The sequence below is a fragment of the Bradyrhizobium sp. 160 genome (assembly GCF_023073735.1).
GTDB lineage: Bacteria > Pseudomonadota > Alphaproteobacteria > Rhizobiales > Xanthobacteraceae > Bradyrhizobium.
In genome coordinates this window covers 107,552-120,470 of sequence record NZ_JADPKD010000028.1, presented here as the reverse complement: position 1 = coordinate 120,470, position 12,919 = coordinate 107,552, and the positions used below count along the sequence as shown (strand labels likewise).

Sequence of the window (12,919 nt, the reverse complement as noted above, 5' to 3'; positions counted from 1 at the left end):
AGCCACAGCTATTTGATCCACCCCGTCGCCAGCGCATTCGCCAGTTCGGGCTGATTGTTGCGTCGCGCCAGCGCGGCCATGGCCTCGTGATCATAAGTGACGTGGCGCAACGTCACCTGCCAAGCGCCGTCAGCGAGTTCGAGAACGGCATAACGCGCGTGCGGCGTGCCGGCTTCGACGACATGCGGGAATGGATGCTTGTCCCGAAAGCCGGGACTGCCGACGCTGCCGGGATTGACGATCAGCCGCCCGTCGCGCAGGCGCACGGCCCGTGCAAGGTGGGTGTGGGCGCAGAGGATCAACGACTGCGTGATGCCTTGCGCGAATGGTTCGATGCGATCGAGCGGCGACAGCGCCACCGTGCCGTCGGGACGCACGGTATCGAGCCAGTACACCTCGTCGCTGCCGGGCGTCGCGTGGCAAAGGAACACCTGTTCTCGGAAGACCCGTGTCATCGGCTGCGCGCGCAGCCAGTCGAGCTGCGCGGCGTCGATCTGCGCATGGGCGGGACGATCCCACGAGCCCATCTTTTCCGGAGCGCGGTCGAGCAGATAGCGGTCGTGATTGCCAAGCACGTGCACGGCGTCGAGCCTCATCAGGATCTCGATCGTCCTGCGCGCATCGAGCGGCCCGCTCAGCATGTCGCCGAGATTGACGACGTCGGCAACGCCGAGGGTGCGGATATCGGCGAGCACCGCTTCGAGCGCGAGGTAGTTTCCGTGGACGTCGGCAATCGCAGCAAAACGCATCGTGGTCACCGTAGTCGCTATGCAGGAGGCGTGCCGTTGATTGCGAGCACGTGGCCGGCCAGATACAACGAGCCGGTGATCAGAATGCGTGGCGGCACCTCGTAGGCGAGCTTCGCCAATGCGCGCAGCGCAGCTTCGATGCCAGGCGCGGGCTCGACGCGCATGCCGAGGCTGCGCGCGGCGTCCGCCAGGCGGTCGACCGGCATCGCGTTCTCGGCATCAGGGATCGGCACCGCGATGATGTGACGGGTAAGCCCGGCGAAATTGGCAAGAAAACCCCGCGCGTCCTTGTTGGCCATCATGCCGGCGATGACGACCAGCGGCCGCGACACCCGCTCTTCGAGATCACCGAGCGCGGCGGCGGCCACGCGGCCGCCTTCCGCATTGTGCCCACCATCGAGCCAGATGTCCGAGCCGTGCGGTCCCCAAGAGAGCAGCTCCCCCGAGGTGATGCGCTGCATTCGTGCCGGCCATTCCGCCCCGACGATACCGGCCTCGAACGCCGTCTGGTTGATCTTGAACCCCGGGAGGGCGCGCAGCGTCGCGATTGCAAGGCCGGCATTGTCGAACTGATGGCGTCCGAACAGGCGCGGCGCCGCAAGATCCATCAGGCCGCGATCGTCGGAATAGACCAGACGTCCGCGCTCGACATTGACGTGCCAACTTTCGTTCGCCGCAAACAGCGGCGCGCGCATGCGCCTGGCCTGTGCTTCGATCACGGTCATCGCCTCGGCAGCCTGCTCGGCACAAATCACGGGCACGCCACGCTTGATGATCGCGGCCTTCTCGCCGGCGATCGATGTCAGGGTCGACCCAAGGAAGTCCATGTGGTCCATGCTGACAGGCGTGATCACGCAGGCCGCCGGCGCATCGACCACATTGGTCGAATCGAGCCGGCCGCCGAGGCCGACTTCGAGCAGCACGACATCGGCCGGATTCTGTGCGAACAAGAGGAAAGCCGCGGCGGTCTTCAGCTCGAACAATGTCGCAGCCTCGCCGGCATTGACGCGCTCGATCTCTTCCAGAGCAGTGCGCAGTTCATCGTCGCTGACGAGCACGCCGCCGCCGACGCGACCGAGCCGGAAGCATTCGTTGATGCGGACGAGATAGGGTGAGGTATAGGCGTGGACGCGCAAGCCCGCGGCCTCCAGCGTCGCGCGCAGATAGGCGAGGGTGGAGCCCTTGCCGTTGGTGCCGGCGATGTGGATCACCGGCGCCAGCTTGCGTTCGGGATGGCCGAGCCGCGCGAGCAGACGATGCATCCGCTCGAGCCCGAGATCGATGCGTTTCTGATGCAGGGCCGACAGCCGCCCGATCAGTTCGCCGAGCGGCGGCTTTGTGCTGTCAGAGGACGCGTTCACGCGTGGGGCGCAGCCGGCGCCGTCTCGGCGGCCGATACGATCTGCGCGGGGCTCGCGACCGGCTGCACCGATTTCGACGCGCCTTCCTGCGCCGGCGCCTTGGTCAGCAGGCGGCAGAGCCGTGCCAGGGTCGGACGCAATTCGTGGCGATGTACGACCATGTCGACCATGCCGTGCTCCTTCAGATACTCGGCGCGCTGGAACCCCTCGGGGAGCTTTTCGCGGATGGTCTGCTCGATCACGCGCGCGCCGGCGAAACCGATCAACGCGCCGGGCTCGGCGATGTGCACGTCGCCGAGCATGGCGTAGGACGCGGTGACACCGCCGGTGGTCGGATTGGTCAGCACGACGATATAGGGCAGTTTTGCCTCACGCAGCATCTGCACCGCCACCGTGGTGCGCGGCATCTGCATCAACGACAAAATGCCTTCCTGCATGCGCGCGCCGCCCGATGCGGCAAACACGATGAATGGCGACTTCTTCTCAACCGCGAGCTCCATTCCGCGCACGATGGCTTCGCCCGCGGCCATGCCGAGCGAGCCGCCCATGAAATCGAAGTCCTGCACGGCGACGACGACGGCGGAGCCTTCGAGCTTGCCGTAGCCGACCTTGATCGCGTCGTTGAGGTTGGTGCGCGCGCGCGCATCCTTGATGCGGTCGACGTATTTTTTCTCGTCGCGAAACTTGAGCGGATCGGGCGTGACCTCGGGCAGCGCGACGTCGAACCAGGTCTCGTTGTCGAAGATCGACTTCAACCGCGCCACCGCGCCCATGCGCACGTGGTAGTTCGAGCCGGGGATGACGAACTGGTTGGCCTCGACGTCCTTGTAGAACACGAGCTGTCCGGAATCCGGACACTTGATCCACAGATTCTCCGGCGTCTCCCGCCGCAGCATGTTGCGGATCTTCGGCCGGACCACATTGGTAAGCCAGTTCATGCTTTGCTCCGATGCGCGAACCGCCTCGCGGGTCGCCTGAAGAATATATGGCGGCCGGGCCGCTGCCCGGCAAGCCGCCGTATCGCCTGCCTTAGAGCATGATCCGGAAAAGTGTGAAGCGGTTTTCCGACAAGATCATGCTCAAACTTAAGAGCTAAAGCGGAACTATGGCCTATTCCGCCGCTTGCTGCGCCCCCTTGACGCCCCGGGCCAGGGCCGCCGTCAGCTCGGCGACGGCGTCAACGGTTTTATCGGTCGCTCGCCCCTCGGCGTCGAGGCTGTTCTTGAGCGCATCGACCAGCGCTGTGCCAACTACGGCGCCATTGGCATGCGAGGCGATCGCCTTGGCTGTCTCCGGCGTGCGGATGCCGAAGCCGACGCAGACCGGCAACTTGGTATGTCGCTTGATGCGGGCAACGGCTTCGCTCACCGCCGAGGAGTCCGCAGCCGCCGCTCCGGTGATACCGGTGATCGAGACGTAGTAGACGAAGCCCGAGGTGTTGGCGAGCACGGCCGGCAGGCGCTTGTCGTCGGTGGTTGGCGTCGCCAGGCGGATGAAGTTGAGGCCGGCCTTCATCGCCGGCAGGCACAGCTCGTCGTCTTCCTCCGGCGGCAGATCGACGATGATGAGGCCATCGACACCTGCGCTCTTCGCGTCAGCCAGGAACTTGTCGACGCCGTAGATGTAGATCGGATTGTAATAGCCCATCAGCACGATCGGCGTCGCGTTGTCGTCCTTGCGGAAGCCGCGCACGAGCTCGAGCGTCTTCTTCAGCGTCATGCCGGCCTTGAGCGCGCGCAGACCCGCGGCCTGGATCGACGGACCATCCGCCATCGGATCGGTGAAGGGCATGCCGATCTCGATCACGTCGGCACCCGACCTCGGCAGCGCCTTGATGATCTCGAGCGACGTCGCCGCATCAGGGTCGCCGGCCATCAGGAAGGTCACGAACGCCGGGCGGCCCTGCTTCTTCAGCTCGGCAAAACGGGTGTCGATACGCGTGGTCACTTCTTGCCCCTCAGGATGTCGCCGACTTGCGGGACGTCCTTGTCGCCGCGGCCGGAGAGATTGACGACCATCAGGTGATCCCGAGGCCGCTTCGGCGCGAGCTCCATCACCTTGGCGATGGCGTGCGCCGGCTCGAGCGCGGGAATGATGCCTTCCAGCCGCGACAGCAATTGGAACGCAGCGAGTGCTTCGTCGTCCGTCGCGGAGAGATATTTGACGCGCCCGACCTCGTGCAGCCAGGAATGTTCGGGGCCGATGCCGGGATAGTCGAGACCGGCCGAGATCGAATGCGCGTCCTGGATCTGACCGTCCGCATCCATGAGAAGATAGGTGCGGTTGCCGTGGAGCACGCCGGGACGGCCGCCCGCGATCGAGGCGGCGTGCAGCTGCGTGAGCCCGTGGCCGGCGGCTTCGACGCCGAAGATCTCGACGGAGGGATCATCGAGGAACGGATGGAACAGGCCCATCGCATTCGAGCCGCCACCGATGCAGGCCACCAGCGAGTCCGGCAAGCGGCCCTCGATCTCCTGCATCTGCGTCTTGGTCTCGTTGCCGATGATCGACTGGAAGTCGCGCACCAGCGTCGGATAGGGATGCGGGCCCGCCACCGTGCCGATGCAATAGAACGTGTTGTGCACGTTGGTGACCCAGTCGCGCAGCGCCTCGTTCATGGCGTCCTTCAGCGTGCGCGTGCCTGACTGCACCGGCATCACCTTGGCGCCCAGCATCTCCATGCGGATGACGTTGGGCTGCTGCCGCTCGACGTCGACAGCGCCCATATAGACCACGCATTCGAGGCCGAAGCGAGCGCATAGCGTCGCGGTGGCAACACCGTGCTGGCCGGCGCCGGTCTCGGCGATGATGCGCTTCTTGCCCATGCGCCGCGCCAGCATGATCTGGCCGAGCACATTGTTCACCTTGTGCGAGCCGGTGTGGTTGAGCTCCTCGCGCTTGAGATAAATCCTGGCGCCGCCGAGATGCTCGGTCAGGCGCTCAGCGAAATAAAGTGGCGAGGGCCGGCCGACATAGTTCTTGAGGTAGCCGTTCATCTCGGCCTGGAACGCCGGATCGGCCTTGGCTTCGGTATAGGCCTTCTCCAGATCGAAGATCAGCGGCATCAAGGTTTCGGCGACGAAGCGGCCGCCGAAAATGCCGAAATGGCCGCGCTCGTCGGGGCCACTACGGTAGGAATTGGGTTTGGCGACGTTCATCGGACACTCAACTCTTGGCTCGTATCTTGGCTGGCGCGCGCGGCGCGGATGAAGGCCTTGATCATCTCCGGATCTTTCACGCCCGGAGCGCTCTCGATACCGGAGGAGACGTCGACGCCGCCGGCTCCGGTGACGCGGATGGCTTCCGCAACGTTATCGGCGTGAAGCCCGCCCGAGACCATATAGGGCAGGCTCACATCGAGATTTTGGAGCAGGTGCCAGTCGAAGGGGGCGCCGAGACCACCGGGGCGGGTTGCATCTTTCGGTGCGCGCGCATCGAACAGGATGCGGTCGGCGACTGCGGCGTAGCCGGGCAGCACCGCGAGATCGGCAGATGTGGCGACCGGCAACGCCTTCATCACCGGACGGCCGAACCGCTGCTTGATGTCGCGCAGCCGCGCCACGCTCTCCTTGCCATGGAGCTGCAGAATGTCCGGCGACAGCGCGTCCATGATGTTGTCGAGCATGGCATCGTCGGCATCGACGATCAGCGCGACCTTGAGCGCACGGCGCTTCACCTGGCGGCCGAGATCGCGTCCCGCTTCCAGCGACAGGTGCCGCGGCGACGGCGGAAAGAACACGAACCCCACCATGTCGGCACCCGCCTCGAGCGCCACCTCAAGCGTCTCGGGCGTGGACAGGCCGCAGATTTTGACGAGCAGGGACATGGTCTCAAAGCGGATGGAGGCCGCGGGCCCGCGGCCGGAAAACAGGGCTTCGGTTGCGGCCGCTTCTACAACCTCGCGCGCTGCTTGTCTCGCCCGATGGGCCCGTAAAGGCCGACCCCCGAGGGGACGGGGAGGCGCTGGGACTCGGCCCTTGCCGCGGCCATTTGGGCCCGCAGATCGGCCAGTTCGCCCTTGGCAGCTCGTGCATCCGCCTCATTCCGGCGCGCCGCGCGCCGCCAGTGCCACTGGCCGAGCCAGGCCGCGCATCCACCCGTCAGCACGCCAAGGGCAGCGACCAGGATCAAAAGCAGGAACAGCGGCAAGGTGACCGACAGCGACGGGTCGGCCGACATGAAGGGATCGAAGGAGACGGTGACGAAATGCCGGTTGGCGATGGCGAAAACCAGCAGGAGCAGGCCCAGCGGAATCACGATCAGCGCGGTCAGGAACTTTCGCATCTCGCTTCGCTCGCCTTGAATCAAGCTTGCGGCCGCATCATGCGCGACCGCAGAAAATCCTGACGCCGGGCTCAATCTGCCGCGCCGGGATCCGGATGGTCGCGGTTCAGCCGCTCGCGCATTTCCTTGCCGGTCTTGAAGAACGGAACGCTCTTCTGGTCGACAGGCACATGAGCGCCGGTGCGCGGATTACGCCCGGCGCGTGCAGGGCGATGCTTGACCGAGAAGGCACCGAAGCCGCGCAGCTCGACGCGATCACCGCGTGCGAGGGCCGCTACGATCTCTTCGAGAATCGCATTCACAATGTTCTCGACATCCCGCTGGTACAGATGCGGGTTGTGCTCGGCGATACGCTGAACAAGTTCGGATTTGATCATCGAGAGATAGGACCCGGGAGCGTGCGGATGACCATTTCCGTGAAAATACCTTGATCTGTCAAGACGCTAAATCAAGATTGAGCGTCGTGAAAATACGTGACAAATGCCGAAAAAGCAGGCTGTGCCGGCACCCGTCACGCGGGAAAACCCCCGCACGCTCGCCTCGGTTCCAGTCAGTTTGACGCGGCCGGCTGCCACAGGGCCAGCATTCCATCCATTCCGAACCGATCGACCGCCTGCGCGACGCCGGTTTGCCCGATTTGATGCGCAATCGAGCTCAAACCCAGCGCTTCCAGCGTCACAGCGGCGGCCGTCTTGAGGAATGGCAGATCGCCGAAGCGCGGCTCGAGCTTGTAATCGCGCACGCTGAGCCCCTTCTTGACGCCCTTCTGCTCGACCAGCCAGGTCACCGCCGTCTTCTCGTCGCCGATCTGGTCGATCAGCTTGAGATCGATCGCCTGACGGCCGGTGAAGACGCGGCCATCGGCCACTTTCTCGAGCAGCGTGTCATCCATGCCACGCCGTTCCTTCACCAGGCCTCTGAACCAGGCGTAGGAATCCTTCACCAGCGCATCGAGCGCGGCCCGCGCCTCGGGGCTGGTGGGCTCGAAACCGTTGGGCGCGGCCTTCAGCGGCGACGACTTCACCTCCTCGACCTTGACGCCGATGGTCTTCAGCAACTCGGAGACATTGGGGTATTGAAACAGCACGCCGATCGAGCCGACTAGCGAGCTCTGCTGGGCGATGATGTGGTCGCTGGCGATCGCGGTGATGTAGCCGCCGGAGGCGGCGAGGCCCTCGACCACGACGACGAGCGGCTTCTTCGCCTTCAACCGGGTGAGCGAATCGTAGAGCTGCTCGGAGCCGGCGGTGGTGCCGCCCGGGGAGTTGACGTGAACGATGACGGCAGCGGCCTGCGAATTCTCCAGCCGCTCCAGCGCCTGGGTGCGATCGGAATCGCTGCGGATCAGGCCCTCGATGTGGACGCGCGCGATCGAACCGGCAGACGCGAACGTGCCGCGCGCACCTGGTGTCGCGATCAGTGCAAAGCTCGCAATCGCCGCGACCGCGATCAACGCGGCCATCACGCGCCAGAACGTTAGCTTGCGGCGGATCCTGCGGCGATCGACGATGATGTCCGAATCGAGCGACATCGGAATATCTCCAAAATGAAAGACGGAGCGCGTTGTGCCGTCACAGCGTAACCATCGGCTTATTCTCGATACATCAATTGCGGCGCAATTTGAAGAAAACAAGGCCCGTCCGAGCCCGGATGGAGCGAAGCGCAATCCGGGATCGTCGGCCGAGGAAGGACTTTCCGGGTGACGCTGCGCTCCATCCGGGCCGCGAGCACGCAACAAAAAGCCCCGGCTCGCGCCGGGGCTTCGATGCAGCGAAACGTGCGTTTCGCTTACTTGTTGTCGCGGTTCTTGAGCGCGGTGCCCAAGATGTCGCCGAGCGTCGCACCCGAATCGGAGGAGCCGTACTGCGCGATGGCTTCCTTTTCTTCGGCGACTTCGAGCGCCTTAATCGACACCTGGACCTTGCGGGCCTTCTTGTCGAACTGGATCACGCGGGCATCGACCTTCTCGCCGACGGCAAAGCGTTCGGCGCGCTGGTCGTTGCGGTCACGGGCGAGCTCCGAGCGCTTGATGAAGGTCGAGAAGTCGGTACCGGCGATCTTCACCTCGATGCCGCTCTCCTTCACTTCGAGCACTTCGCAGGTCACGACCGCGCCCTTCTTGACATCGCCGGGCTCCGCGAAGGGGTCGCCTTCGAGCTGCTTGATGCCGAGCGAGATGCGCTCCTTCTCGACGTCCACGTCGAGCACCACGGCCTTGACCATGTCGCCCTTCTTGTAGTTGTCGATCACCTGCTCGCCCGGAAGCTTCCAGTCGAGGTCGGAGAGGTGGACCATGCCGTCGACGTCGCCTTCGAGACCCAGGAACAGACCGAACTCGGTCTTGTTCTTGACCTCGCCTTCGACCACCGAACCGGTCGGGTGAGCTTCGACGAAGACCTCCCAGGGATTGCGCATGGTCTGCTTGAGGCCGAGCGAGATGCGGCGCTTGACGGAATCGACTTCCAGCACCTGCACGTCGACTTCCTGCGAGGTCGAAACGATCTTGCCGGGGTGCATGTTCTTCTTGGTCCACGACATCTCGGAGACGTGGATCAGGCCTTCGATGCCCGGCTCGAGCTCGACGAACGCGCCGTAGTCGGTGATGTTGGTGACGCGGCCGGTGAAGCGGGCACCCAGCGGGTACTTGGCTTCGATGCCCTGCCACGGATCATCCAAGAGCTGTTTCATGCCCAGCGAGATGCGGTGCGTCTCGTGGTTGATCTTGATGATCTTGACCTTCACGGTCTGGCCAATCGAGAGCACCTCGGTCGGATGGTTGACGCGGCGCCAGGCGATGTCGGTGACGTGCAGGAGGCCGTCGATGCCGCCGAGATCAACGAACGCACCATAGTCGGTGATGTTCTTGACCACGCCGTCGATGACCTGACCCTCTTCGAGATTCTGCACCAGCTCCTGACGCTGCTCGGCGCGGGTCTCTTCCAGCACGGTGCGGCGGGACACGACGATGTTGCCGCGACGGCGGTCCATTTTGAGGATCTGGAACGGCTGCGAATTGTTCATCAGCGGCGCGACGTCGCGGATCGGACGGATGTCGACCTGCGAGCGCGGCAGGAAGGCCACGGCACCGTCGAGGTCGACGGTGAAGCCGCCCTTGACCTGGTTGAAGATGACCCCGTTGACCTTCTCGTTGTTCTGGAACGCCTTCTCGAGCTTGCCCCAGCTCTCTTCGCGGCGCGCCTTGTCGCGCGACAGCACGGCTTCGCCGAGGGCGTTCTCGATGCGATCGAGGAACACTTCCACCTCGTCGCCGACCTTGATCTCGCTGTCACGGCCGGGGCCGGAAAATTCGCGCAGGGCAACGCGGCCCTCGGTCTTCAGGCCGACGTCGATGACGGCCATGTCCTTTTCAATTGCAACCACCTTGCCCTTGACGACGGAGCTTTCCTGCAGGTTGCCGCCTGCGAAGGACTCGTCGAGCATCGCGGCGAAATCGTCGCGCGAGGGGCTATAGGTATCAGCAGAAGTCGAAGCCATTTGTTCTCCAGTTGCGGAAGTCTTGCCGGCCGTTGGGTTCATGGGCGCATCGCACACGCAGTGTCGGAAGGTCCGCAAGACCTTCGAGCGACCGCTCGCGGCTCCGGCTCGGTGCTGGAGCAGCGGAAGCGGGCCGGCTGAGGCCCGCGCGTTCGATACGTGGAAATTCTTGTCCGGAGCCTGGATCGCGTCGGCCCCAAATAGGGACCGAAGGTTATCGACCTCAAAGAGCGGGAGCGGGCGCTTCCTCCAATGACGGCTGCGGCTTAACCCCGCGACCGGCCCGCTCGGACGGCCTCGATAATGTCGATGGCGGCCCGGACGCCGCCTTCTATATCCAGTTGGGAGTTATCAAGCAAGTAAGCATCCGGCGCCGGCTTTAAAGGCGCAATCGGCCGGTTCTTGTCGCGCTCGTCGCGCTGGATGATGTCGGCGAGCACGGCCGCCTCGTCCGCCTCTTCCCCCCGCGCCCGCGCCTCCATGGTCCGGCGGTGAGCGCGGACCCTGGGGTCGGCGACGACGAAAATCTTCACGTCGGCATGGGGGCAGATCACGGTTCCAATGTCCCGGCCATCGAGCACGGCGCCGGGCGGATCGGCGGCGAATTGCCGCTGGAAATTGACCAGGACCTCGCGGACTCTCGGAATGGCCGAGACGATGGAGGCCCCCTCGCCGACCGTCTGGGTCTTGAGGACGGGATTGCCGAACTTTTCGGGGTCGAGTTCCAGCGCCGCCGCGACCGCGGCTGCCTCGTCGCGGAGATCGTGACCGGACTGCATCAGCTCGTAAGCCACTGCGCGATAGATGACGCCGGTATCGAGATGACGATAACCGTAATGGTGGGCGAGGCGCTTGCCGAGCGTCCCCTTGCCCGAGGCTGCGGGCCCGTCGATGGCGATGATCATGAAAACTCGGCCCCTAGCGAACGCATCATCGGAATGAAATCCGGAAAGCTGGTGGCGATGAAGGCGGTGTCGTCGACGCCGACCGGCTGGTCGGACGCGCAACCCATCACCAGCGCGGACATCGCGATGCGATGGTCCATGTGGGTGGCAACAACGCCCCCGCCGGGCACGTGACCGCGGCCTTCAACGATCAGATCATCACCGGAGACCTCGACCTTGACGCCGTTGACGCGAAGCATGTCGGCCGTGGCCTCGAGCCGGTCGGATTCCTTGACGCGCAGCTCTTGCAGGCCGCGCATGATGGTCGTGCCCTCGGCGAAAGCGGCCGCGACGGCCAATACGAGGTATTCGTCGATCATCGAGGGCGCGCGCTCCGGCGGCACCTCGACACCGCGCAGCTTCGACGCGCGCACGCGCAGCTGGGCCATCGGCTCGCCGGCGTCGCGTCGCACGTCGCTCTCCTCGATCGAGGCGCCCATTTCGCGCAGCGTGGTGAACAGGCCGGTGCGCAGCGGATTGGTCATTACGTCCGACAGGACGACGTCGGAGCCCTCGGCGATCAGCGCGGCAACGACGGGGAAGGCCGCCGAGGACGGGTCGGCCGGCACGATGACGTTGGCACCGTGCAGCTCTGGCTGGCCTTGAAGCGTGATGCGGCGGCTGTGCTGCCCTTCCTTCGTGGAGGTGATGGCGGCACCAAAATGCTGCAGCATCAGCTCGGTATGGTCGCGGCTCGCCTCGGTCTCGATCACCGTGGTCGTGCCCGGCGCAGCCAGGCCCGCGAGCAGCACGGCCGATTTGATCTGGGCCGAGGCGACCGGGGTCTTGTAGGTGATCGGCAGCGGATCGCGCGCGCCCTGCAGGGTCAGCGGCAGACGGCCGCCCTCGCTGCCCGACACGACCCTGGCGCCGATCTGTTCGAGTGGATCGAGGATCCGGCGCATCGGGCGGCTGCGCAGCGAGGCGTCGCCGTCGAACACCGCCGAGATCGGGCATCCCGCGACGGCGCCCATGACCAGGCGGCAGCCGGTGCCGGAATTGCCGAAATCCAGCGCCGCCTTGGGCTGGGCGAAGCCACCGACGCCGACGCCGTTCACCGTCCAGGCGAAATCGCCGGTGCGCTCAACCCTGGCGCCCAGCGCCTGCATGGATTTGGCGGTGTTGAGGACGTCTTCGCCCTCGAGCAGGCCCGAAACCCGGGTCTCGCCGACCGCGAGCGCCCCCAGGATCAGGGCGCGGTGGGAGATCGACTTGTCACCGGGTACCCGTACTTTCCCGGTCAGGGGGCCGCTGGCGCGAGACTGCAGCGGCCGCGGTTGGTCGGAATGGGTCAAGATTGTGTCCTTGGATGCGCCCCTAAGGGGCTGGGGGCAGGTACCACATGGTCCGTGCCCCGTCACGGGGATGTCGTTCTCCCGTAATGCGCTATTGACAGCGGGCCGCCAACTAGCCAAGTGAAGCACCGCTTTTCAGACATTCCCAGGATTCCTGCCGTGGCCAAGTCCGAACTCGGAACTAAACGTATTTGCCCGACCACGGGCAAGAAGTTCTATGACCTCAACAAGAATCCGGTGATCTCGCCCTATACCGGCGAAGTGGTGCCGATCGCCCCGGTTGCGCCCGCACGTGCGTCGCGCGGCGCCGAGGCCCGCAGCATGGCCCCGGACACGACGCCGGAGCCGGCAGAGGCCGAGGAGTTGGTCTCGCTCGAGGAGGCTGACGCCGAGGAGAACACCGGCAAGGTCAAGGCCGTCGTGCCGGAGTCCGAGGACGACATCGAGGTCGACGAGACCATCGAGGACGACGATGACGACGATTCGACCTTCATTGCCGACGACGAAGAGGGCGATGAGGACGTGACCGACATCATTGGTGATGTCGGAGGTGATGAAGAGACTTGAGATCAGCCCTGATCTGTGAAAAAGGGTGCACCGCGCGAGTCACCAGGGCTCGCCGGTTGGGGTGATCCACCAGGTTCATCCGGTCTAAGTTAAGGGGCCATAGCTCAGCTGGGAGAGCGCTTGCATGGCATGCAAGAGGTCGGCGGTTCGATCCCGCCTGGCTCCACCACGCTTCGCCCTTCGGGCTCTGCGTGGCGCAGCCACGCAGAGCCCGAAGGGTGAAG

General features: G+C 64.9%; 13 protein-coding genes and 1 tRNA gene. 2 read left to right on the top strand and 12 right to left on the bottom strand.

Translation table 11 applies throughout. From position 1 onward, the window contains the following. Positions 1–8: 8 nt before the first annotated feature. The 12 genes from IVA98_RS10220 to aroA all read right to left on the bottom strand — a co-directional run bounded on the left by IVA98_RS10220 (position 9) and on the right by aroA (position 12,128). On the bottom strand, positions 9–749 hold the full coding sequence (locus IVA98_RS10220; protein WP_247303901.1) for a metallophosphoesterase family protein: 741 nt from the start codon (positions 747–749) through the stop codon (positions 9–11). A gap of 17 nt (positions 750–766) precedes the next feature. After that, on the bottom strand, positions 767–2,110 hold the full coding sequence (locus tag IVA98_RS10215) for a bifunctional folylpolyglutamate synthase/dihydrofolate synthase (protein WP_247303903.1): 1,344 nt from the start codon (positions 2,108–2,110) through the stop codon (positions 767–769). Then, the gene (gene accD, locus IVA98_RS10210; protein ID WP_247303905.1) at positions 2,107–3,048 is read right to left on the bottom strand and encodes an acetyl-CoA carboxylase, carboxyltransferase subunit beta; all 942 of its coding nucleotides are present in this window, start codon (positions 3,046–3,048) and stop codon (positions 2,107–2,109) included. The genes IVA98_RS10215 and accD overlap by 4 nt, the downstream gene beginning before the upstream one ends. A 172-nt stretch (positions 3,049–3,220) precedes the next feature. Next, positions 3,221–4,057 carry a tryptophan synthase subunit alpha gene (trpA, locus tag IVA98_RS10205; RefSeq protein WP_247334522.1) on the bottom strand — a complete coding sequence of 279 codons (837 nt, stop codon included), beginning with the start codon at positions 4,055–4,057 and terminating at the stop codon, positions 3,221–3,223. Then, positions 4,054–5,268, bottom strand: a complete 1,215-nt coding sequence (gene trpB, locus IVA98_RS10200) for a tryptophan synthase subunit beta (RefSeq protein WP_247334521.1) — start codon at positions 5,266–5,268, stop codon at positions 4,054–4,056. The genes trpA and trpB overlap by 4 nt, the downstream gene beginning before the upstream one ends. Then, positions 5,265–5,936: a phosphoribosylanthranilate isomerase gene (locus IVA98_RS10195; RefSeq protein ID WP_247303911.1), complete on the bottom strand. Its 672-nt coding sequence runs from the start codon at positions 5,934–5,936 to the stop codon at positions 5,265–5,267. Before IVA98_RS10195 ends, trpB begins: the two co-directional genes overlap by 4 nt. A 65-nt stretch (positions 5,937–6,001) precedes the next feature. Further along, entirely contained in the window at positions 6,002–6,394 is a 393-nt protein-coding gene (locus tag IVA98_RS10190; protein ID WP_247354817.1) for a lipopolysaccharide assembly protein LapA domain-containing protein, read from the bottom strand. 71 nt (positions 6,395–6,465) lie between these two features. Continuing rightward, positions 6,466–6,771 (bottom strand): integration host factor subunit beta, encoded by a 306-nt coding sequence (locus IVA98_RS10185; RefSeq protein WP_008539997.1) that lies wholly within the window; start codon positions 6,769–6,771, stop codon positions 6,466–6,468. Positions 6,772–6,944: 173 nt separating this feature from the next. After that, a complete protein-coding gene (gene sppA / locus IVA98_RS10180; RefSeq protein ID WP_247303915.1) occupies positions 6,945–7,925 on the bottom strand; it encodes a signal peptide peptidase SppA in 981 nt (326 codons plus the stop codon). A gap of 257 nt (positions 7,926–8,182) precedes the next feature. Continuing rightward, entirely contained in the window at positions 8,183–9,889 is a 1,707-nt protein-coding gene (rpsA, locus tag IVA98_RS10175; RefSeq protein WP_247276520.1) for a 30S ribosomal protein S1, read from the bottom strand. Positions 9,890–10,155: 266 nt separating this feature from the next. After that, positions 10,156–10,794, bottom strand: a complete 639-nt coding sequence (gene cmk / locus IVA98_RS10170) for a (d)CMP kinase (protein ID WP_247303918.1) — start codon at positions 10,792–10,794, stop codon at positions 10,156–10,158. Continuing rightward, positions 10,791–12,128, bottom strand: a complete 1,338-nt coding sequence (gene aroA, locus IVA98_RS10165; RefSeq protein WP_247334519.1) for a 3-phosphoshikimate 1-carboxyvinyltransferase — start codon at positions 12,126–12,128, stop codon at positions 10,791–10,793. Before aroA ends, cmk begins: the two co-directional genes overlap by 4 nt. A gap of 159 nt (positions 12,129–12,287) precedes the next feature. Between aroA and IVA98_RS10160 the strand changes: the two genes are divergently transcribed. Continuing rightward, positions 12,288–12,695, top strand: coding sequence for a TIGR02300 family protein (locus IVA98_RS10160; RefSeq protein ID WP_247303920.1), 408 nt, complete (start codon positions 12,288–12,290; stop codon positions 12,693–12,695). Between the two features lie 93 nt (positions 12,696–12,788). Beyond that, positions 12,789–12,864: transfer RNA gene (locus IVA98_RS10155), tRNA-Ala, on the top strand. The last annotated feature ends 55 nt before the right edge of the window (positions 12,865–12,919 follow it).